The following is a 22,876-nucleotide window of genomic DNA, read 5'->3' as shown; positions in this document are numbered from 1 at the left end:
GATGCCGCGGCCAAGCTTACAGGGACGTACTTGCAGCGTCCCCCGCAACCGGACCCACCCCGCCCTCCCACGGATAGCCCGCTTGTGACGTTGACGTTGCTTCGGCCTCTGCGGGTGCAGGGCGCAGCCCTGCCGCACTCCCCCCACAAAATGTGAAGGCCACGCGGTGACGAGTTCACCGCCCCTTCGGCTAACATTCGCCCATGCCGCATACCACCACGACTCCGCCCGCATTGCAGGATGGCGACCTGCTGGCCGCCATCGACCTTGGCTCCAATAGTTTCCACATGGTCATCGCGCGTTACACGCTTGGCCAGCTGCGGGTGATCGACCGCCTGCGCGAAACCGTGCGCATGGCCGATGGCCTGGACGGCAAGGGCGGACTCTCCGCGGCAGCGCGGCAGCGCGCGCTGGAGTGCCTGGCCCGGTTCGGCCAGCGCATCCGCAACGTCCCGCCGCATCGCGTGCGTGCACTGGCCACCAACACGGTCCGCCAGCTGCGTTCGCCGCAGGCCTTCCTGATGCCGGCCGAAACCGCGCTCGGGCATGCCATCGAAGTGGTCAGTGGCCGCGAAGAGGCGCGCCTGATCTATCTGGGCGTGGCCCATGCACAACCGCCCAAGCCCGACCAGCATCGCCTGGTCATCGACATCGGCGGCGGCTCGACCGAGTTCATCATCGGCAAGGGCATGCAGACCCTGGAGCGCGAGAGCCTGCAGGCCGGCTGCATCGCCAGCACCCGCCGCTTCTTCCCGGGCGGCAAACTCAGCAAGAAGCGCTGGAAGGACGCACTGGCCGAGATCGGCCGGGAGTTCCAGCCCTTCGCCAGCAAATACCGCGCGCTGGGCTGGCAGGAAGCCCTTGGCTCGTCCGGCACCCACAAGGCCATCAGCGAAATCTGCGCGACGATGAAGCTGAGCAAGGGTGCGATCACCGCCGAGGCGTTGCCGCAGCTCCGCGATGAGCTGCTGAAGGCCAAGAAGATCGACGACATCGTGCTGCCCGGCCTGTCCAGCGATCGCCGCCCGATCATCGCCGGCGGCATCCTGGTGCTGGAGGCCGCCTTCCAGGCACTGGGCCTGCAGAAGCTGCTGGTCAGCAAGGCCGCGATGCGCGAGGGCATCCTCTATGACATCCTCGGCCGTGCCGGTGACAACGACCCGCGCGATGAATCGGTGGCCGCCCTCACCCATCGCTATGGCATCGACACGGTGCAGGCCGGCCGCGTACAGGACACCGCACTGTCGTTGCTGGAGCAGGTGCAGGAACGCTGGAAGCTGGATGCCGATGATGCACGCATGCTCGGCTGGGCCGCGCGCCTGCATGAACTGGGCTTGATGATCGCCCACAGCGGTTACCACGTGCATGGCAGCTACGTGCTGGAGAACTCGGACATCGCCGGCTTCTCGCGGCAGGAACAGCAGATGCTGGCGACGCTGGTGCGCAATCACCGCCGCAGCATCAGCAAGACCGCCTTCGATGCCATTCCCGAACGCCTGCTGCTGACGGCACGGCGCCTGGCTGCCCTGCTGCGCCTGGCGGTACTGCTCAACCGCGCGCATGAAGACGCACCACTGCCGGCGCTGGAACTGACCGCCGACGACAGCCGCCTGTCGCTGATCGTGCCGCAGGCCTTCATCGATGCGCGGCCGCTGCTGCGCGCCGACCTGATCGGCGAGACCGAAGGCATCGCCGGGCTGGGCATCCAGTTCCGTCCGTTCGTGGTCTGAGCAGGGCGCCGGGCGCCCACGCATCGCCGTCGGCGCCCGATTACATTTCGTTACAGTCCGCGCAATCGACCGCCAATTCCTGCTGCAACGCAGCAGCAGGCTTCGGCGGCGTGCGACTCGTTCTGACGTAAACCCCTGCTTTTGTTCACGTTTGGTGAAAGCGCATGATGCGTAACGACACAAACCGACACGCGCTCTTTACATAGCATTAACCAACGAGACTACTATCGGGTCATCGGCTCGGTCCTGGACCTGCCGATTCCTTCGACGCCCGTTTTGGCGTCCTTTGCACGACCCGAGAGAGAGAGCTCGTCATGACTTCACGCACCACCGCACTGGGGCAGGCCATCCGCTACGCCCTGGCAACCACCGCGACGCTGGCTGCGCTGCCGGCGTTCGCCCAGAGCAGCAGCACCGCCTCGCCGACCAACCTGGACCGCATCGAGATCACCGGTTCGCGCATCCGCCAGGTGGACGTTGAAACGGCGCAGCCGGTGCTGGCCCTGAGCCGTACCGATATCGAACGCCAGGGCTTCAGCTCCGTTGCCGACATCCTGCAGAACGTGACCGCGATGGGCAGCCCGGCGATCAGCCGCGCAAACGCGCTGAGCTCGGGCGAGAACACCGGCGGCACTTATATCGACATGCGCAACCTGGGCGCGCAGCGCACCCTGGTGCTGGTCAACGGCAAGCGCCTGGGCATCAGCACCTCGGGCCTGCAGGACGTGTCCTCGCTGCCGGTGTCGGCGGTGGAGCGTATCGAAGTGCTGAAGGATGGCGCCTCGGCCATCTACGGCTCCGATGCGATGGCCGGCGTGGTCAACATCATCACCCGTTCCAACGTCAACGGCGTGACCGCCAACGTCTACCACGGCCAGTACAGCGAAGGCGACGGCGCGCGCGACCGCTTCGACGTGGTGGGTGGCTGGAGCAACGACCGCGTGTCGCTGACGCTGGCGCTGGAGCACTCCGAAGAAAAGAGCGTGTGGGCACGTGACCGCTGGTTCAGCAAGTACGGTACCAGCGACCACAACCCCAATGACCCGTCCAACTGGACCACGCTGAGCCAGTACGGCCAGATCACCGGCCTGAAGGGCCGCCCGGGCTGCACCGATACCCGGCTGGGCTGCGGCTACTCGCTCAACCGTGGTGCCGACCCGACCAACCCGGCCAATTACCACCTGACCGATGCAACGCCGTTCACCGGTGACGTCAGCAATGCCAACGACCAGATGCACGTCATGTACCCGATCAAGCGTGATTCGGTGTACTTCGATGGCCGCTTCAAGCTGACCGATGACATCAACCTGCGCACCGAGTTCGGCTACAACAAGCGTTCTTCCGAGCGCCAGATCGCCGGCTACCCGACCCAGTCCAGCTCGGTGTCCATTCCCAATGACCCGAACGCCACGGGCCAGATGTCCAGGGACAGCTACTTCAATCCGTTCGGCAGCCAGCACGGCTATGCCAACCCGACCGCAGTGTCCTGGAACCGCCGCACCTGGGAAGTGCCGCGCGTGAGCACCAGCGAACTGAAGACCTATCGTGCGGTGGTGTCGCTGGATGGTGCCTTCGAGATCGGCGAGCGCTACTTCGACTGGGACGTGGGCTACCAGTACAACCGCAACGAGCTGACCGCCACCGCCACCGGCAACCTGCACAAGAAGCGCGTGCGTGATGCCGTGGGCCCGTCGTTCCTCGACCCGGCCACCGGCAAGGTGATGTGCGGCCGCCAGGGCGCGGTCATCGATGGCTGCAAGCCGTGGAACCCGCTGGTGCCGTTCGGCAAGAATGACCCGAACGGCCTGACCGGCAACGAAGAACTGCTGTCCTGGCTGTTCCCGGCCGAAAAAACCACCGGCCGCACCACCACCAAGAATGCGTTCGCCAATCTGTCGGGCAGCATCATGACCCTGCCGGCCGGCGACCTGGGCTTTGCCTTCGGCGTCGAAAGCCGCAAGGAAGATGGCAAGTACACGCCTGACGCGCTGGCCCAGACCGGTGCCACCACCAACCTGGCCGCTGGCCCGACCGGCGGCAGCTACACGGTGAAGGAAGCGTACCTGGAGCTCAACGTGCCGATCCTGGCCGACCTGCCGGGTGCCAGGGAACTGAGCATCAGCGCCGCAACGCGTTTCTCCGAGTACAACACCTTCGGCAACACCCTCAACAGCAAGTTCGGCTTCAAGTGGAAGCCGATCGACCAGCTGCTGGTCCGCGGCACCTGGGCCGAAGGCTTCCGCGCACCGACCATCAGTGACCTGTACGGCGGCGGTTCGGAAACCTTCGCGCAGTTCAGCGATCCCTGCGACACCGTGTTCGGCGCTTCCAAGAACAGTCCTGAAGTCCGCGCACGCTGCGCACGCGACATCGCCGATGCCGGCAACTTCCGTCAGCTGCGCCAGGGCAACACGCCGGTGACCACCGCGCAGGACGCAACGCCGACGCCGTTCGTTTCCGGTTCCAACCCGCAGCTGACCCCGGAAACCTCGACCAGCAAGACGCTGGGCCTGGTGTGGAGCCCGACCTTCGTCAGCAACCTCAACGTTGCGCTGGACTGGTGGAAGATCCGCATCGACAACACCATCGTCGATGACAGCCCGAACCAGATCCTCACCGACTGCTACGAGCAGGGTATCGCAGCACGTTGCAGCCGCTTCACCCGCGACGCGGCCACCGGCATCGTCACTGGCCTGAAGTTCGGCAACCGCAACGCCGGCTTCGCCGAGACCGAAGGCTACGACCTGGACGTCAGCTACCGCGTCGATACCAGCTACGGCAAGCTGAGCGCTGGCTGGACCAGCACCTACGTCAGCAAGAACGTGTACCGCTCGACCAACGATACCGGCGTGGTTCCCACCCCGATCAACGGCGTGGCCAACACCATCGGCACCAGCACCAGCCTGGCCTTCCGGGTGCGTTCGAACCTGGTGCTGGGTTGGGATATCGGCGACTTCGGCGTCAGCTGGACCGCGCGTTACTACTCCGGCGTGAAGGAGCGTTGCCTCAACGCTACCCGTTACGCGGATGAGTGCTCCGATCCGGGCTTCATGGCTCCGTGGATCAAGGGCACGCGCGATTACAACCAGCGTGGCGCGGTCACCTTCCACGACGTGCAGTTCCGTTACAACCTGCCGTGGGATGCCACCGTGTCGGTTGGCGCCAACAACGTGTTCGGCAAGGAAGGCCCGGTGATGTACAGCAAGCCGAATTCGTCGTTCTCCTACTACGGTGGCTACGACATCGGTCGTTTCATGTACATGAAGTATCAGCAGCGCTTCTGATCCACGCGTTGACGCAACACCATGACCACGGCCCTTCGGGGCCGTGGTTTTTTTTTGCCTGCGCAGGTTGTCGCCATCCACATCGGCCTTGACGCTTTCAATCCAGCACGCGAGCCCGGGCACACCTTCAGCCGGAACACCACATGACCGAGCAATCGATTGATTCGCTTCCGCTTTGTACAAAAGCGTCATCACCGATCCGGGCGCTTTCGTCGCTTTCCTCTACTTCTGCCTGCGGGCCTTCACTAGGTTTGAACGTCCACCGCCTGCGGTGGAACTGGCGCCGCCCTGCTTGGCCGCGCACCGATGAATTGGAAGAGAGAGAGACCCATGACCATCCGTATTCCCGAACTTGGGTTGGCGATCCGCCGAGTGCTTGCGATGACCGCCACCACTGCGTTGGCCGTTCCCGCATTCGCCCAGGATTCCGCTGAAGCCACCACCCTGGACCGCATCGAGATCACTGGCTCGCGCATCCGCCAGGTCGATCTGGAAACCGCACAGCCCGTGCTGACCATCAGCCGCGCTGACATCGAGCGGCAAGGCTTCAATTCCGTCGCCGACATCCTGCAGAACCTGACCGCAACCGGCAGCCCGGCAATCAGCCGTGCCAGCCCCCTAAGTGCTGGCGAAACCGCCGGTGGCAGTTACGTGGACATGCGCGGCCTGGGTGCACAGCGCACGCTGGTGCTGATCAATGGCAAACGCCTGGGCATGACGACCAGTGGTTACCAGGACATCTCCAGCATTCCTGCCGCTGCCGTGGAGCGCATGGAAGTTCTGAAGGATGGCGCATCGGCCATCTACGGTTCCGATGCCATGGCCGGCGTGGTCAACATCATCACCCGCCGCAACGTCGAGGGCGTGACCGCCAGCGTCTACCATGGCCAGTTCAGCGAAGGCGATGGCGCCCGCACCCAGTACGACGTGGTTGCAGGCTGGTCGAATGAACGCGCCTCGATCAGCCTCGCCGCCGAGCATGTCGAAGAAAAGGGCGTGTGGGCGAAGGACCGGGGCTTCAGTGCCTACACCTATACCGATCGTCATCCGGACGATGGTTGGACCACGGTCGGCCAGTGGGGCCGCATTACCGGCTTCAACGGTCCGGGCTGCAGCAACAGCCGCGGCTGCAGCTATTCGCTCGACCGTGGCGGCCAGCCGGGAGGTCCGGACAGCTTCCATCTCAGCGACAACACCCCGTTCACCGGTGATGTCAGCAACAGCAACGAACAGATGCACCTGCAGACACCGATCAAGCGCGACTCGATCTTCGTTGACGCGCGCGTGGATCTGAACGACCAGGTCCGCTTCAACACCCAGCTGGCCTACAACCAACGCACCACCAGGCGTCAGGTGGCCGGCTACCCGTTCCAGTCCGGCGCAGCCGGCATCACGCCGATGTCCGTCGACAGCTGGTTCAACCCGTTCGGCAGCCATCACGGCTACGAAACGCCCAGCGATGTGGACTGGAACCGCCGTACCTGGGAGATTCCGCGGGTCAGTACCAGCGAACTGACCTCCTGGCAGGGCGTGGCGGCGTTCGAGGGCAGCTTCGCCTTCGGCGGTCGCGATTTCGACTGGGAAGCCGGCTACCAGTACAACCGCAGCGAACTGATCCAACGCGCCACCGGCAACCTGCACAAGCAACGCGTCGCCGATGCCACCGGGCCGTCCTTCTACAATCCGGCAACCGGCAAGGTCGAGTGCGGTACACCGGAGGCGCCGATCGCCGGTTGCAGGCCCTGGAACCCGCTGGTGCCCTATGGCCAGGATGATCCCTATGGCCTGACCGGCAACCCGGAACTGCAGGACTGGTTGTTCCCAGAAGAACTCACCCGCGGCCGTACCACTACCCGCAACCTGTTCGCCAGCCTCAGCGGCAGTCTCGCCACGCTGCCGGCCGGCGAACTGGGCTTCGCGGTGGGTGCGGAGAGCCGCCGCGAGGATGGCCGCTTCATCCCCGATGCGCTGGCACAGACCGGTGCCACCACCAACCTGGCCGCAGGCCCCACCGGCGGTGGCTACCGTGTAGACGAGGCCTACCTGGAGCTGAGCGTGCCGGTGCTTCGCGACCTGGCCGGTGCGCGTGAGCTGAGCCTGAGCGCCGCTACCCGATACTCGGACTACACCACCTTCGGCGGCACCCTCAACAGCAAGTTCGGCTTCACCTGGAAGCCGATCGACCAGCTGCTGGTCCGCGGCACCTGGGCCCAGGGCTTCCGCGCACCGACCATCTCCAACCTGTATGGCGGTGGTTCTGAAACCTTCACCACCGGCTTCCGCGATCCCTGCGACACCGTCTACGGTGCAGCCGCCAGCAGCCCGGAGGTGCGTGCACGCTGCGCCGCCGACATCGCCAATGCGGACACCTACCGCCAGCTCGGCCAGGGCAACGAGCCGATCACCAGCAGCAGCGGGCAGACGCCGCGGCCCTTCACCAACGGCTCCAATCCGGACCTGGAGCCGGAGACCTCGACCAGCCGCACACTGGGCCTGGTCTGGAGCCCCACGTTCGCCGAAGGGCTGAACATCTCGCTGGACTGGTGGAAGATCCGCATCGAGAACACGATCGTTTCCGACCATCCCAATGACATCCTCCGCGACTGCTACGAGTTGGGCATCGCCGAACGTTGCGGCGGTTTCACCCGTGACCCGGAACTGGGCATCATCGACAAGCTCAGCTTCGGCAACCGCAACAGCGGTTTCCGCCAGGCCGAAGGCTATGACCTGGAGATCGGCCACAAACTCGAAACCCGCTGGGGCACGCTGCGCGCCGACTGGAAGACCACCTATGTGGTTGCCGCCGAAGAGCGGACCACCAACGAGGCGGATGTGCCGCCGATTCCCAGCAATGGCATCGCCACCAACGATGGCATTGGTTTCCGGGTCCGCTCCAACGCGTCATTGGGGTGGGAACAGGGCAACGTCGGCCTCAGCTGGAGCCTGCGTTACTTCTCCGCAGTCAAGGAACGCTGCCTGGACGCAAAGGACCATCCGGACGAATGTTCCCATCCGGACCAGCGCGCGCCCTGGTACAGCGGCAGCCGCGATTACAACCGACGCGGTTCGGTCACGTTCCATGATGTGCAGGCGCGTTACACCCTGCCGTGGAGCGCCACCGTTTCGATCGGCGCCAACAATGTGTTCGCTCGCCAGGGACCGATCCTGTACAGCCAGCCAAGTTCCAACTTCTCCTACTACGGCGGCTTTGACATCGGTCGTTTCATCTACATGAAGTACCAGCAGCGCTTCTGATCCACGCACCGGCGCACAACCATGACCACGGCCCTGCGGGGCCGTGGTTTTTTGGTGCCCCTGAACTACGCCGGCGGCGCCCGGCGTGGCCGTCATCACGCTGTCGCAAAGCGGTCATGTCGGCTACATCGCCAGGCCCGAGCATGCGTAAAACCGGAGGCCCGCCATGCGCTATGCCATCGTCACCGAAACCTACCCGCCGGAGATCAACGGCGTCGCACTGACCGTGCAGGGCCTGGAGCTGGGATTGCGCGCCGCCGGCCACGAGGTCGACCTGATCCGCCCGCGACAGGCCAGCGAAGCGCTGGAGGCGGCACCGGGCACCCTGCTGGTACCGGGTGCAGCGCTGCCGCGCTATCCGGGCCTGCGCTTCGGCCTGCCGGCACCGATCCGGCTGGGCCGGCACTGGCGGCAGCAGCGCCCGGACGCGATCTACGTGGCAACCGAAGGTCCGCTGGGCTGGTCGGCACTGCGCACCGCGCGCCGCCTGGGCATTCCGGTAGCCACCGGGTTCCACACCCGCTTCGACGAATACCTGCCCGACTATGGCGTGGCGTGGCTGCAGTCGGCGGCAATGCGCTGGATGCGCCGCTTCCACAACCAGGCCGATGCGACCCTGGTGCCCACCCGCGAACTGCAGGAATTCCTGACCGAGCAGGGCTTCGAGCGTGTGCGCCTGCTCGCGCGTGCGGTCGACAACCAGCAGTTCGATCCGTCGCGCCGCGACCCGGCGCTGCGCGAAGAATGGGGCATCGATGGTACGGGGCTGGCGGCGATCTACGTTGGCCGCATCGCCGCCGAAAAGAACCTCGGCCTGGCGGTGAAGGCCTTCCGCAAGCTGCAGCAGGTGCGCCCGAAAGCACGCTTCATCTGGGTCGGCGATGGCCCGGCGCGCGAGAAGCTGGCCCATGAGAATCCCGATTTCATCTTCTGCGGCATCCAGCGCGGCGATGCCCTGGCCCGACATTTCGCCAGTGGCGATCTGTTCCTGTTCCCCAGCCGCAGCGAGACATTCGGCAACGTGACACTGGAAAGCATGGCAAGCGGCCTGGCCACGGTCGCTTTCGACTACGGCGCGGCCCGCGAGTACCTGCGCAACGGCGAGAACGGTGCGGCGGTGGATGGCGACGAGCAGTTCGTGCAGGCAGCGGTTCAACTGGCTGCCGATGATGCCCTGCGCCGTGAACTGGGCGGCAACGCGGCACGGGCGATGAAACGGCTGCACCCACAGCAGGTGGTGGCGGAGTTTGAAAGCCTGCTGGCGGAACTGGCCAATGCACGGAGGAGCGGACATGCGCACCACGCCGCTTGAACTGCTGGCCGGCCGCGAAGCGCGCTTGTGCCGCCGCGCCAACCACTACTGCCGACGTCGCCGCGTGCGGCGCGTGTTCTCGATCATCAGCCGGCTCGGCGATGGCGTGTTCTGGTACATGTTGATGGGCGCGCTGGTGCTCATTGATGGCTTCGACGGCCTGCGTGCATCGGTGCACATGGCCGCCACCGGGCTGGCCGCGCTGCTGCTGTACAAGGGGCTGAAACGCTGGACCCGGCGACCGCGGCCGTACGCGGCCGACCTGCGTATCCGTGCCTGGGTGGCGCCACTGGATGAGTTCAGTTTCCCGTCCGGGCATACCCTGCACGCGGTGTCGTTCACCATCGTTGCGCTGGCCTACTACCCCTGGCTGGCACCGCTGCTGGTGCCGTTCACCTTCGGCGTGGGCCTGTCGCGCGTCGTACTGGGCCTGCACTATCCGAGCGACGTTCTGGCGGCCACCGGCATCGCTGCACTGCTGGCCTCGGCCAGCCTGGCCTGGTTGCCGCTGCCGGTGTGACGCCCTGCGACGGGGCAGAGCCCTGCGCTACCGGCAAAGCGATGCCCTAGAATATCCGCATGACCACGCTGTTCATCTCCGATCTGCATCTGGACCCCAGCCGTCCGGCCATCACCGACCTGTTCCTGCGCTTCCTGCGCGAGGAGGCGCCCGGCGCCGACGCGCTGTACATCCTTGGCGATCTGTTCGAAGCCTGGATCGGCGATGACACCCCCTCGGCCGCAGCCGATGCGGTGGCCGATGCACTGAAGGTACTGTCCGACAGTGGCGTGCCGGTGTTCTTCATCCGCGGCAACCGTGACTTCCTGCTCGGCGAAGACTATGCCCGCCGCGCCGGCCTTCGGATCCTGCCGGACCCGTGCATGATCGAGTTGTACGGCCGCCCGGTGCTGCTGCAGCACGGCGACCTGCTGTGCACCGATGACATTCCCTACCAGCAGTTCCGCGCCCAGACCCGCGACCCTGTCTTCCAGGCGCAGTTCCTGTCGCAGCCGCTGGAAGCGCGCATCGCCTTCGCGCAGAAAGCGCGCGATGCGAGCCAGGCGCGCCAGTCGGAAATGAAACAGGGCGATCGTGCGCAGTTCGAAACGGTCACCGACGTGGCCCCGGCCGAAGTGGAAGCCACTTACGTGCGCCACGGCGTGGACACGATGATCCATGGCCATACCCATCGCCCGGCGATCCACACCCTGCAGGCCGGCGGACGCAGCTGCACCCGCATCGTGCTGGGCGACTGGTACGAACAGGGCTCGGTGCTGCGCGTGGATGCCAACGGCTGGACGCTGGATACGCTCAGCCGCGAATGATCGATCGCAGGGTGCCAACCAAGGTTGGCATCTACCAGAGCAGGTGGTCCCACCCTGATAGACGCCGACCCTGGTCGGCGCCTGGCCTCAGCGGAAGGCCGCGATGGTGGCCTTGGTATTGACCAGCACGCGCTGGTTGTCGGCACTGCTGGCGATGCCCATCGGCACGCCGTTGTAGCTGATGTTCGGATTGGACCAGTAGTTCAGCCGCGGACAGCCGGCCGAGCAGTCGTAGGCCATGATCGTGCGCCAGCGCGACCCGCTGGCCGGCTCATAACGATAGCCATGGCCATAGGCATACGGTGACGTGCTCGGATCACTGGCGATATCGTGCCGTGCGCTCTGCAGATGGCCGATTTCATGGGCGAACGAGTAGTAGCCGGTGGCGCAATCCCAGTACACCGCGGCAAACGCCGTCGACGCCGTGGAGCCGATGCCCGAGGCCAGCCCGCAGTAACTGGTGTTGTTGATCAGCAGAACGCCGACGTCGGCAGCCGTGTTGTTGCGGCTGGTGTGGATGCTGTCCATGTAGCCGTCGCTGGTGCCACGGAAGCGCGACAGGTCGGTGGTGAAATTGCCGGACTCGGTGTAGCTGGTGGTTTCATAACCGGCCAGCTGCAGGGTCAGGCCCACGTTGCTGTTGGTATACCCCTGGTTGGACTCGGCAACGGCCAGCTGCACCAGCGACTGCATGTTGCCGCCGTAGGCGGTCACTGCAGCGTTGGTCGCCACCACCAGCACGCGGATGGTCGCCGGGCTTCCCGACGAGGCCTGCGCGGTGCCAAGGCGATCATTGGCCGGCATGGCGATCTTCGGCAACTGGTTGTAGTCGGCCGGATGGTCGGCCGGCATCCGCGATTCATCCACCTCGACCAGCACATGGCGATTGCCCAGCGGACGCAGGCGATACAGCTTGCCGTCCTTGCGGATCGAGCCGGTGAGGGTGTTGCCCGAGCGCACCAGGATCAGCGAATTGCCCGGATCGTCCTGGCCATTGGACGTGGCCGCCTGCAGGCGATCGGACGGCGCGCGCAACTGGCCATACCAGACGCTGCCACCATCCGGCAGCGCCTCGACCTTGCTGCGAACGGCCTGCACTTTCTGCCCGAGCAGCTCGAATTCCAGCTGCGGCTGCGCGGTGGCGGCAGCATCGACACGCACTTCCTGTACGGCGGCGGTGGACGGGGTGGCCAGCAATCGCCCCAGTGCCGGCTCGCTGGTGGCCGATGCCCGGCTGAGCACGGTGACCGGCTCGAACAACGGCGCCGCACTCGCGGCCGCCGCTACCGACAATCCCAACAACAGACCACCTGTCGCTTTACCTATCGATCTGGACATCATCTTGTCGCTCCTTGGAGTGAAGTGGACAGCGTTGATGCAGCACGACCCGGGGTGCCGGGTTCGGCCATCAGGCCTGCGCAGGGCGTGTGAATTCAATAGATGAGGGGAATGGAAATCGCGATCTGTGATCGACCGCATCTGCGTTCAGTGAGGTCAAAAGCGTCACTGCACATCGCCAATACACGGCTTTCGCGCTACCGTGACGCGGCCACGACAGGGGATGCACATGGCGCCAGGCCAGCACAGCAGTGACATGACGGCTGATCCGGGCCTGCTGCGGATCGGCCTGTTCTTCGACGGCACCCGCAACAACGCGCACAACCTGGCCCAGGGTCACCGGCAGGTGCCGCGACCGCGCCCCGCCCTGCTCCGCGCCGATGACGATTCGACCTACCAGAGCCGGCTGACCAGCAGCTACGACAACGGCGCCACCAACATCGCGCGCCTGCACCAGTTGTATCCGGACAGCCGGCGCACACCGGGCAGCGCACCGTCGCTGGCGATCTATGTTGAAGGTGTCGGCACCCGCGACAATGCCGAGGACGACCTGATCGGTCTGGCTTTCGGGATTGGCGCCAGCGGCGTGCAGGCGAAGGTGCAGCGTGCATTGCAGGTGTTGCTGCCGGCGGCACTGTCGGCACTTGCCTCGCAGTGGCGCGCGCCACTGCACAGCGTGCAGCTGGATCTGTTCGGCTATTCGCGGGGCGCGGCCGCCGCGCGCGATGTGGCCAACCACCTGCGCGGGTGGGATGCCGCGCGCTGGCGGCAGCTGCTGCAGCAGGCCGGGCTTTCGTGCAGCGCCGATTTCGCCCTGCCGCGGCCAACACTGCGCTTCATCGGCCTGTTCGACACGGTGGTCGCCGTCAACGGCGGACGCGCCGATGAGCATCCCCGCATCGCCCTGCCCGCGGGCATCGCCGAGGCGGTGTTGCAGCTCAGCGCGCGTGATGAGCATCGCCAGCACTATGCGCTGACCACTGTCGCACCTGCCCATCGCGAAATCGCACTGCCCGGCGTGCACGCCAACATCGGTGGTGGCTACGACCAGGTGGAGGAAGGGCCCAAGCTGCTCAGCCGGCCGCGACGGCAGCAGCTGCGCCGGCCCGGCGTGGAGGACTACCAGACACCGCCACTGACCCTGCTGCAGGCGACGACCGCCTACGCTGAAGCACAGGCCGACGCCGAACGCTGGCGGCAGCAGCTGGGGCTGAGCCCGAAGGAAGTGTGGGTCGATGTCTGGCACCAGTGGCAGCAGCAACGACGCGCGGGCAGCCGCAGCGTGCTGCTGTCGCCGGTGCTGTACGCCACCGCTGCGGTGGTGCTGCACCGGCCCATCGACTGGCGCTATCAGCTGGTGGCGCTGCAGGTGATGCAGAAGCACGCCATCGATGCCGGCGTGACCTGGACCGCCGACGCCGCCGAGGTGGCGGGTTGGGAACTGCCCAGCGCGCTGCAGCCGATCGCGCGCCGCCTGATCGCCGGCCAGCCGCTGACCCCGACGCAGGAAGCGCTGCTGCGCCGCCGTTACCTGATGCAGTCCGCCCACTGGAATTTCGATGCGCTGGGCGATACCGCCCTGACCTACACCGCTGATGCTGGTGTCAGCGAGCTGCCGTATCGGCCTGGACCGGGGCTGTTCTACATCAACCGGCCGACGGTGGATGGCAGGCGCGTGGTGTTGCCGAACGGGTGAACGGCATCCACGCATGGCGTGGATCTACTGGGGTGGCGGGTGGACCTCATCCACCGGGGCACCGGCCTTGCAGTAGATCCACGCCATGCGTGGATGATGGATCAACCGACGCCGGTCAACCCGCCTGCTCGATCAGATTGGCGAGCTCATCCGCATCGAACCCAGCCAGCAGGCGCGCTTCCATATTGAACGGCCCGTGCAGGTAGCCACCGGCATACTCGACCAGCAGTTCCCTGAAACGCGCACGCGGTTCGACGCCGGCGCGCTCGCAGTACCAGCGGAACCAGCGCGATCCGGCGGCAACGTGTGCAACCTCCTCGCGCAGGATCACTTCCAGCACATCGGCGGTGTCACCGTCGCCGACATTGCGCAGCTTGTCGATCATGCCCGGGGTCACGTCCAGCCCCCGCGCTTCCAGCACGCGCGGCACCAGCGCCATGCGCGCGAGGCCGTCGTGCGCGGTCTTCTCGCACATTTCCCACAGGCCGTTGTGCGCAGGAAAATCGGCGTACTCATGGCCGTGCGCCAGCAGGCGCTCGCGCAGCAGCATGAAGTGGCGCGATTCGTCGTCGGCGCAGCTCACCCAGTCGGCGTGGAACGCTGCCGGCAGACCACGGAAGCGGTACACCGCGTCCCAGGCCAGGTCGATCGCATTGAGCTCGATATGGGCGATGGCATGGATGAACGCCGCGCGCCCCTCCACCCCGCCCAGGCCGCGCCGGGGCACTTCACGCGGATGCACCATCAGCAGCTGCGGCGGTCGGCCCGGCATGCGGATCGGTTCGGCTGCTGGCGCATCGGCCGGCACATGCAGCCGGCCGGCGCGGAACGCCGCCGCGTAGGCCTGGGTCAGTGCGACCTTGTGCAGGGGATCGGCTTCGGCCAGGCACTGCTGCGCAGCGCGCAGCAGATTGCCGCCGACGTCAGGCACGTCGATCACCGCCTGGACCTCAGGCGCGGCGCTTGTGCTTGGCGTCGTCCGAACGCAGCTGCTGGATGCGCTCGAAGTAGCCCGGCTCGATGCCCGTCGGGTAATGCCCGTTGAAGCACGACGAATCGAAGTTGCGCAGCGCCGGATTGCCTTCGCTCACCGCCGCTTCCATGTCTTCGATGTCCTGGTAGATCAGCCAGTCGCAGCCCAGGTGCGCTTCGATTTCCTCGATGCTGCGGTTGTGCGCGACCAGTTCTTCAGCGGCCGGCATGTCGATGCCGTAGATGTTCGGGTAACGCACCGGCGGTGCGGCGCTGGCCAGGTAGACCTTGCGCGCGCCGGCATCTCGCGCCATCTGCACGATCTGCTGGCTGGTGGTGCCGCGCACGATCGAGTCATCCACCAGCAGCACCACGCGGTTGCGGAATTCCAGGTGGATCGGGTTGAGCTTGCGGCGCACCGACTTCACCCGCTCACCCTGCCCCGGCATGATGAACGTGCGGCCGATGTAACGGTTCTTGATGAAGCCTTCGCGGTACTTCACCCCGAGCACGTTGGAGATCTCCAGCGCGGCATCGCGCGAGGTATCCGGGATCGGGATGATGGTGTCGATGTCGTGGTCCGGGCGCAGGCGCAGGATCTTCTCGCCCAGCTTGATGCCCATGCGCATGCGCGCCTTGTGCACCGACACGTTGTCGATCATCGAATCGGGGCGTGCGAAGTACACGTACTCGAAGATGCACGGGGTGTGTTCGGCCGGCTCGGCGCAGATTTCCGAGAACAGTTCACCGCGCGCGGTGATCACCAGTGCTTCGCCCGGCTGCACGTCACGCACGCGCTGGAAGCCCAGCACGTCCAGCGCAGCCGACTCGGAGGCCACGATGTACTCGTCACCCTCGGCGTGGCTGCGCTTGCCCAGCACCAGCGGGCGGATGCCGTGCGGATCGCGGAAAGCGACCAGGCCCAGGCCGAGCACCACGCTGACCACCGCATAGCCGCCCTTGCAGCGACGGTGCACGCCGGCCACCGCGCGGATGGCCGCTTCCGGGCTGAGCTGGCGCTGCTGCTCCAGTTCGTAGGCGAACACGTTCAACAGCACTTCGCTGTCCGAATCAGTATTGACGTTGCGGCGGTCCTGCTCGAACACCTGCTGGCGCAGGTCCTCGGTGTTGATCAGATTGCCGTTGTGGGCCAGCGCGATGCCGTACGGCGAATTGACGTAGAACGGCTGTGCCTCGTCCATGCCTTCCGAACCGGCGGTCGGGTAACGCACATGGGCGATACCGACACTGCCTTCCAGGGTGGACATGGTGCGTGCATCGAAGACATCGCGGACCAGGCCGGTGGCCTTCTGCACCCGCAGGCGGCTGCCGTTGACGGTGGCGATGCCCGCCGCGTCCTGGCCGCGATGCTGGAGGACGGTCAAGCCGTCATACAACTGCCCGGCGACGTTCTGGTTGCCGACGATTCCGACGATGCCACACATGATGCGAGGTCTCCGCTGGGCTGTGCCCAGTTACAAGGAAGGTGGCCGTACCTGGCCAGAGTTGTCGCCGCGTCTGCGGTCGACATTGGCCGGGTCGTCCGGCTCGATGCTGCCCGGTAGTGCTGGGGCGTCCGGGCGCACTTCGGCCGGATCATGTGCCTCGCCCTGTTCCGCCTTCGCAGGCCGCAGCCATCCGCTGCCCGCCACTATCTGACCGAGTACGCCATTATCGCCTGTCGCCCCCGGCTTGCCCACTCCGGCGCCGGCGCTCTTGCCCAGCTCCATCAACGCAGATGGGGACAGCGCGTCCATCGGCAAGGCCTTGGGCAGCAGGTCGGCCCCCGGCACCTGCCAGTGCGGCAGCTTGCTGTTCATCCAGGCCACGGCCGGGTTCAGCACCGGCCGCAGCGCCGAGCCGCGCCAGGAGGGTTCGGCAGTGAGCGGAGTGAAGCCGGCCAGCAACACCAGCACGGCCGCGATGAGGCCCCCACGAACAGCGCCGAGGACGCCGCCCAGCAGGCGGTCCAGGCTGCCCAGCATGTTGCGGTGGACGATGGCCTTGATGACCATGCCGATCACCGCGACGACGATCATCACGCCGATGCCGACGCTGAGGTAGCCGCCGATGAAATGCTCGCCGCCGGGCGCGGCCGGTGCCGCCCACCAGCGTGCGGCGTCGTTGCCGAAGGCGAAGGCCGCCCAGGCGGCCACCAGCCACGATACGGTGCCGATGACGATGCCGACGAAGCCGCGCAGCAACCCGAGCAGGGTGGAGGCGGCGATCACGATCAGCAGCACCACGTCGATCATGGCGCCCCGCTCCTTCGGCGGCGCTGGCAACGGGGCTGCGTACAGGTCATGGGTGCGGTCGCACCATGCCGGCCACGCCGACCTTGGCGGCGACCTGCGCCTTCAACTGTTCGGCATCGGCGCGGTTGGCAACCGGCCCGACGCGGACCCGGTGCAGGCTGCCCTTTTCGGTGCGCACCTGCTCGACGAAGGCGCTGAAGCCTGCCGCGCGGACCTTGTCACGCAGGGCATTGGCATCGTTGGCCTGGCCGAATGCACCGAGCTGCACGGCAAACCCCACGCCGCTCGCCGCCGGTGCGGCCGGCGTAGTCGGCGGGGTGGCCGGCTTGCTGGCGGTCGCTTCCGGCTTGGGCTCGGGCTTCGGTTCCGGCTTGGCCACGGGCTTGGCCGGTTCCGGCTTGGTGGCCGGCGCGGTTGCTGCGGTTGGCGTGCTCGGCGGCAGGCTTTCACTGCGCACCGGATTGCCGGTCGCCGACGGCGCAGTCGCCGCGACGGGGGTGCTGGCGCTCGGCGCGGGCGCCGGCGTGCTGGCCACCGGTGCGCTGGTCGAGGGCTTGGCATCGAGGGTGATGACTTCTGCCTTCACGTCGGCGCGGACCTTCACCGCCTGCAGCCGGCCCGCTTCGGCCTGCGCACGGTCGGCATACGGTCCTACGCGCACGCGCCAGGCCGGGCGACCGTTGATCGATGCGGTTTCGATGAAGCCCGGAAGCTGCGAGCGCTTCAGGTAGGCGACCACCGCATCGGCATCGGCCTGGCTGCCGTAGGCGCCGAAGGTCACCGCGTAGTTGCCGGCGGCGACTGCTGGCGAGGTGTCCACGGTCGGCGGCGCAGCCGGTGCGGCGGCCTCCTCGACGGGACGGGCCTGGCCGCTCTGCAATCCGGTGGCGCCACCGGCAGGCGCGACCAGCGGCAGTTCACGGGTTTCGAACTGGCCATCGGCCGGCGCATCGGGCGCGGCGATCGGCACATTGGCCACACCGCTGTCCGGGGCCGGGCCCTTGACGAGCATCGGCAGGAAGATGACGGCCAAGGCCACCAGGACGATGGCACCAATCAGACGCTGTTTCAGGGGCGTATCCACGTAGGGCAGGCGGCAGGCTGGACGTTGCGGTCGATTATACGGGTGCGCGACCGGACGGCGTCGGTAATGGCTGAACGGCGGTCAGGCGTGGGCCTGCAGCCATTGCAGCGCAGCGGCGGCGGTATGGAAGGAACCGAACACCAGTACCCGGTCGCCGCGTTCGGCACGGGCCAGCACCTGCGCCAGCGCCTGTTCGACCGTGTCGGCCAACGCCGCAGCGGCCGCAGTGGTATCGGCCAGGCGCGCCTGCAACTGCGCCGCGCTCTGCCCACGCGGGCCATCCAGGCCGGCCAGGGTCCAGTCGTTCACCACGTCCTGCAGGGCCTGCACCACGCCCAAGGCGTCCTTGTCCTGCAGCGCGGCATATACCACCAGGGTGCGCCCGGGAGTCGCCTCGGCCTTCAGCGCGCGCGCCAGCTGGCCGGCCGCCTGCGGGTTGTGGCCGACATCGACGCGGACCTGCACGCCATCGCGCTCGAACGCCTGCAGGCGCCCGGCGATGCGCGCCGCAGCCACGCCTGCGGCCCATGCGGCGCGCGGCACCGGCTTGTCCAGTGCACGCAGCGCCGCGATCGCCGCACCGGCGTTGGCCAGCTGGATCGGCCCGGCCAGCGCCGGGGTCGGCAGCTCCAGGCGGGTGCCGACATCGCGCCAGCGCCAACGCTGCGCGTCGATCGGTTCGTAGAAATAGTCGCTGCCACCGCGGATCGCGTTGGCACCCACCAGGTAGGCGCGCGCCAGCACGCTCGACGGCGGATCGGTCTCGCCCAGGATCACTGGCTTCCAGCCGCGGATGATGCCGGCCTTCTCGGCACCGATGGCCTCGCGGTCCTCGCCCAGCCATTCGGCGTGATCGATGTCCACGGTGGTAATCACCGACACATCGGCGTCGACGATGTTGACCGCATCCAGACGGCCGCCAAGGCCGACTTCCAGCACGGCCAGATCAAGATCGGCGTCGGCGAACAACTGCAGCGCGGCCAGCGTTCCGTACTCGAAATAGGTCAGCGTCACATCACCGCGCGCGGCCTCGACCGCGTTGAACGCAGCGACCAGTGCGGCGTCATCGGCATCCTGGCCATCGATGCGTACGCGCTCGTTGTAGCGCAGCAGGTGCGGCGAGGTGTACGCACCGACCTTCCAGCCGGCAGCGCGCGCGATGGCTTCGATGAAGGCAACGGTGGACCCCTTGCCGTTGGTACCACCGACCACGATGGTGTGCCTGGCCGGCGTGCCCAGGCCCATCGCGGTGGCCACGGTGCGCACGCGCTCCAGCCCCATGTCGATGCTTGCCGGGTGCTGGCGTTCAATGTAATCCAGCCATTCGGCCAGAGTGGTCGGGGTGTTCTTCACGGCAAGGCTTCCAACAGGTACAGGTGGTTCAGGACAGGAAATTCAGAGTGCGCGGTGCTTGGCTTCACCGAAGAACGGCGTGTGGTGGGCGCAGTCGTTCAGGCGCACCACTTCCAGGCTGTCCAGATCGGGGCCTTCAAGCAGGTTGAGGGTGGTCGGTGCCTGGCGGAAGCTCCACAGGCGGGAAATCGGCAGGCCCAGCACCTTGCACAGGATCACCCGGTTGACCGCGTCGTGGGCGACCACCAGCAGCGTGTCGTGTTCGCCAAGGCCTTCCACGGCACGGGCCAGGCCGCGCCAGCTGCGCTCCAGCACCAGGCGCAGCGACTCACCGCCGGGCATCAGCACGGTGTCCGGCTCAGTGCGCCAGGCCTGCAGGCGCGACGGATCTTTTTCGTTGATTTCGCTGGCCAGCAGACCTTCCCACTCGCCGTGCGCGATCTCCTGCAGTTCCGGCTCGGTCAGCAGCATGTCGGCGCGTGCGGCGCCAAGGGCCAGCTGCGCGGTGCGCTGGGCGCGCGACAGCGGCGAGGCCACCGCACGGGTGATGTCCACCGACGCCAGGCGGGCGCCAAGCGCCTGCGCCTGGGCCTCACCGATGGGCGAAAGCGGGATGTCGATCTGGCCCTGGTAGCGGCCTTCGGCGTTCCACGGCGTTTCGCCGTGACGGGCAAGCAGGATGCGCATGCGAACAAGGGGTCCTTGGGGGAGGAATTCCGGCGCAGTGTTCACATCCTGTGAAGTACGCGGAACAGGGATGATACCTGTTCGGCGCACCGCGCCGGACCGGGCATGAAAAAACCCCGCGACTGGCGTCACGGGGTTTCAGGTTTCCTACGGATTCCGCCGGGCATGGCCCGGCGCTACCGGAGGCGGCCAGTAGATCCACGCCATGCGTGGATAGATCGCCAGCGACCGCAGACGGATCATTTCGCCAGGTTCAGTTCCTTCAGCAGCTGCGGCGCCGGCGCCACTTCCTGCATGATCCACTGCATGTAGCGGCTGTCGACGGCGATCATGCGGGTCATCACCGGGTCGAACACCCAGTTGGAGCTGACCGATTCCCAGTTGCCGTCGAAGGCCAGGCCGACCAGCTTGCCGTTGGCATCGAGCACCGGCGAACCGGAGTTGCCGCCGGTGATGTCCAGGTTGGACAGGAAGTTCACCGGCACCGAACCAATGCGCTTGTCTTCCAGGCCGCCATAACGCTTGGCCTTGACCGCATCCAGCAGCGCCTTCGGCGAGTCGAACGGATCTTCACCGGTTTCCTTCGCCGCAACACCTTCCAGGGTGGTGAACGGGGTGTACTTCACGCCGTCCTTGCCATAGCCCATGACGTTGCCGAAGGTGATGCGCAGCGACAGGTTGGCGTCCGGGTAGACGAACTCGCCCTGGCTCTTCTTGTAGTCGGCCACGGCCTGCAGGTACAGCGGACGGGCAGTCAGCGATTCGCCTTCGCGGATCTTCTTCTGCTCTTCCTGCTTCAACAGCGCCGGCATGACCGCCACCGCGTACTGGATGGCCGGATCATTGCTGGCTTCAAACGCAGCGCGGTCGGCCTTGAACCACTTCAGGCGGTTGTCCAGGCTGCCCAGCTCGGTGCCGCCGAGCTTGGTCACCAGCGACTTCACCGCAGCGGCATCGCTGCCGGCCAGCCACGTGTTCAGCACTACGTTGTCGCGCTGCGCGGCCGGCAGGGCCACGTACTGGTCCAGCCAGTAGGTCTGCAGCTGCTGGTCCATCTTCGCCACGTAACGGCGATCCATCTGCTTCAGGCTGCCTTCGATGGTGGTCAGGTCACGGTCCTGGTAACCCGCTTCGCGCTCGGCGTCGGGCTTGCTGCGCTCGATCGACAGGCGGTACAGGGTGATCGCCGCGCCAACGGCCGAGGTGTTGTTGAACTGGCCGACGAACAGGTCGCGCTCGCGGGTCGACTTGCTGGTGTCCAGGTGCTGCAGCAGCTGCGCGTGCGCAGCCAGCGCCGGCTTGCCGGCAGCGCCCTGCTTCTTCAGCCACGCCAGCACCGCCGCTTCTTCAGCCTGCTTCTGGCCGGCGGCGTCGATGCGCTTGAAGCCTTCCAGCTGGCCCAGGTAGTTCTTGGCCACGTTGTTCATGCTGGCGGCGGTGGCGGCGTACTTCACCTTGACATCGGCGTCGGCCTTGCCGGCGTCGGCGATCATCTTCAGCACCGCGTTGTAGTGGCGGGCGATGGTCGGGTAGGTGAAGCTGGCGGTCTCGTTGAACTCACCGGCCAGCGCGTAACGGTTGGTGCGGCCCGGGTAGCCGGCCACCATCACGAAGTCGTCGGCGCCCAGCGGCGTATCGGCGAACTTCAGGAAGTGCTTGGGCTGGTACGGCACGTTGTCGGCCGAGAACGCTGCCGGCTTGCCGTCCTTGCCGACGTAGGCACGGTAGAACGAGAAATCGCCGGTGTGGCGCGGCCACATCCAGTTGTCGACGTCGCCGCCGAACTTGCCGACGCTGCCCGGGGGCGCGTAGACCAGGCGCACGTCCTTGATCTCCATGTTGCGGAACAGGCGGTAGGTGTTGCCGCCGGAGAAGCTGTACAGGCGGCAGCGGAAGCCGGCATCGGCTTCACAGGCGGCGACCTGGGCCTTGTCGAAGGCATCCAGCGCGCGGCTGCGGGCCAGCGGATCCTTGCCGGCGCCGGCGATGGCCGCCTTGGCCTGGGCGGTGACGTCGGTGATCTGGTCGAGCACGAACACGCGGGCGTTCGGGCCGGCACTCAGTTCGTCGCTGAGCTTGGGCGCGTTGAAGCCATCCTTGATCAGGTTCTTCTGCGCGGTCGAATTCAGCTGGATCGCACCGTAGGCACAGTGGTGGTTGGTGACCACCAGGCCCTGCGGGGAGACGAAGCTGGCGGTGCAGCCGCCCAGCGCGACCACCGCGCCCATCGGGTCGCCGGTCAGGTTGGCCAGCTGTTCCGGGGACAGTTTGAGGCCGGCCTTCTGCAGCGGGCCGGCGATTTCCGGCAGCTGCTGCGGCACCCACATGCCTTCAGCGGCATGGGCGACCTGGACCAGCCCAAGGCTGGCGACGACGGAGAATGCAAGCAGGTTCGAGCGCATGGAGCGGCCCCTGGTAGTGGAACCCTCGATTGTAGCCCGCCACCCTGCCCCGCCCCGAACCCCGGAAGTCATGGGCCGGACGCCCCGATGCCCGGCAGCAGCCAACCTTGGCTGGCACCCACGCATCCGCCGGGCATGGCCCGGCGCTACCGGGGCAGCCGCCATGCGGGGTAGCGCCGGGC

15 protein-coding genes are annotated in these 22,876 nt (G+C 66.7%); 7 read left to right on the top strand and 8 right to left on the bottom strand.

Features of this window, described 5'->3' with window-relative positions; genetic code table 11:
• Window positions 1–203: 203 nt before the first annotated feature.
• The 6 genes from ppx (at window position 204) to lpxH (ending at window position 10,907) form a co-directional block, all read left to right on the top strand.
• A complete protein-coding gene (gene ppx, locus ACFX4F_RS12445) occupies window positions 204–1,730 on the top strand; it encodes an exopolyphosphatase (protein WP_099819167.1) in 1,527 nt (508 codons plus the stop codon).
• Window positions 1,731–2,044: 314 nt separating this feature from the next.
• Window positions 2,045–5,014 carry a TonB-dependent receptor domain-containing protein gene (locus ACFX4F_RS12440; protein ID WP_099819166.1) on the top strand — a complete coding sequence of 990 codons (2,970 nt, stop codon included), beginning with the start codon at window positions 2,045–2,047 and terminating at the stop codon, window positions 5,012–5,014.
• Between the two features lie 330 nt (window positions 5,015–5,344).
• The gene (locus ACFX4F_RS12435; protein ID WP_380655698.1) at window positions 5,345–8,269 is read left to right on the top strand and encodes a TonB-dependent receptor plug domain-containing protein; all 2,925 of its coding nucleotides are present in this window, start codon (window positions 5,345–5,347) and stop codon (window positions 8,267–8,269) included.
• Window positions 8,270–8,435: 166 nt separating this feature from the next.
• Entirely contained in the window at window positions 8,436–9,581 is a 1,146-nt protein-coding gene (locus tag ACFX4F_RS12430; RefSeq protein ID WP_380655694.1) for a glycosyltransferase family 4 protein, read from the top strand.
• On the top strand, window positions 9,562–10,101 hold the full coding sequence (locus ACFX4F_RS12425; RefSeq protein WP_180163719.1) for a phosphatase PAP2 family protein: 540 nt from the start codon (window positions 9,562–9,564) through the stop codon (window positions 10,099–10,101). The genes ACFX4F_RS12430 and ACFX4F_RS12425 overlap by 20 nt, the downstream gene beginning before the upstream one ends.
• A 59-nt stretch (window positions 10,102–10,160) precedes the next feature.
• Window positions 10,161–10,907: a UDP-2,3-diacylglucosamine diphosphatase gene (gene lpxH, locus ACFX4F_RS12420; RefSeq protein WP_180163718.1), complete on the top strand. Its 747-nt coding sequence runs from the start codon at window positions 10,161–10,163 to the stop codon at window positions 10,905–10,907.
• Window positions 10,908–10,994: 87 nt separating this feature from the next.
• Here lpxH and ACFX4F_RS12415 read toward each other — a convergent pair whose 3' ends face one another.
• Complete coding sequence (locus tag ACFX4F_RS12415; RefSeq protein ID WP_099819161.1) at window positions 10,995–12,248, bottom strand: zinc-dependent metalloprotease; 1,254 nt, start codon at window positions 12,246–12,248, stop codon at window positions 10,995–10,997.
• Window positions 12,249–12,468: 220 nt separating this feature from the next.
• Between ACFX4F_RS12415 and ACFX4F_RS12410 the strand changes: the two genes are divergently transcribed.
• Window positions 12,469–13,941, top strand: a complete 1,473-nt coding sequence (locus ACFX4F_RS12410) for a DUF2235 domain-containing protein (RefSeq protein ID WP_380655689.1) — start codon at window positions 12,469–12,471, stop codon at window positions 13,939–13,941.
• 115 nt (window positions 13,942–14,056) lie between these two features.
• Here the strand turns inward: ACFX4F_RS12410 and ACFX4F_RS12405 are convergent, their stop codons facing one another.
• The 7 genes from ACFX4F_RS12405 to ACFX4F_RS12375 form a co-directional block, all read right to left on the bottom strand.
• Complete coding sequence (locus ACFX4F_RS12405; protein ID WP_380655686.1) at window positions 14,057–14,881, bottom strand: ferritin-like domain-containing protein; 825 nt, start codon at window positions 14,879–14,881, stop codon at window positions 14,057–14,059.
• A gap of 10 nt (window positions 14,882–14,891) precedes the next feature.
• Window positions 14,892–16,358, bottom strand: coding sequence for an amidophosphoribosyltransferase (gene purF / locus ACFX4F_RS12400; RefSeq protein WP_025878104.1), 1,467 nt, complete (start codon window positions 16,356–16,358; stop codon window positions 14,892–14,894).
• A gap of 30 nt (window positions 16,359–16,388) precedes the next feature.
• Window positions 16,389–17,168, bottom strand: a complete 780-nt coding sequence (locus tag ACFX4F_RS12395; RefSeq protein WP_380655682.1) for a CvpA family protein — start codon at window positions 17,166–17,168, stop codon at window positions 16,389–16,391.
• A gap of 46 nt (window positions 17,169–17,214) precedes the next feature.
• Window positions 17,215–18,252 (bottom strand): SPOR domain-containing protein, encoded by a 1,038-nt coding sequence (locus ACFX4F_RS12390; RefSeq protein ID WP_380655679.1) that lies wholly within the window; start codon window positions 18,250–18,252, stop codon window positions 17,215–17,217.
• Between the two features lie 81 nt (window positions 18,253–18,333).
• The gene (folC, locus tag ACFX4F_RS12385) at window positions 18,334–19,605 is read right to left on the bottom strand and encodes a bifunctional tetrahydrofolate synthase/dihydrofolate synthase (RefSeq protein WP_380655677.1); all 1,272 of its coding nucleotides are present in this window, start codon (window positions 19,603–19,605) and stop codon (window positions 18,334–18,336) included.
• A gap of 42 nt (window positions 19,606–19,647) precedes the next feature.
• Entirely contained in the window at window positions 19,648–20,292 is a 645-nt protein-coding gene (locus ACFX4F_RS12380) for a histidine phosphatase family protein (protein WP_380655674.1), read from the bottom strand.
• 239 nt (window positions 20,293–20,531) lie between these two features.
• Window positions 20,532–22,694, bottom strand: coding sequence for a S46 family peptidase (locus tag ACFX4F_RS12375; RefSeq protein ID WP_380655671.1), 2,163 nt, complete (start codon window positions 22,692–22,694; stop codon window positions 20,532–20,534).
• Between the last annotated feature and the right edge of the window lie 182 nt (window positions 22,695–22,876).

The sequence above is a fragment of the Stenotrophomonas sp. YIM B13575 genome (assembly GCF_042787595.1).
GTDB lineage: Bacteria > Pseudomonadota > Gammaproteobacteria > Xanthomonadales > Xanthomonadaceae > Stenotrophomonas > Stenotrophomonas lactitubi_B.
This window is presented reverse-complemented; position numbering and strand designations above follow the sequence as displayed.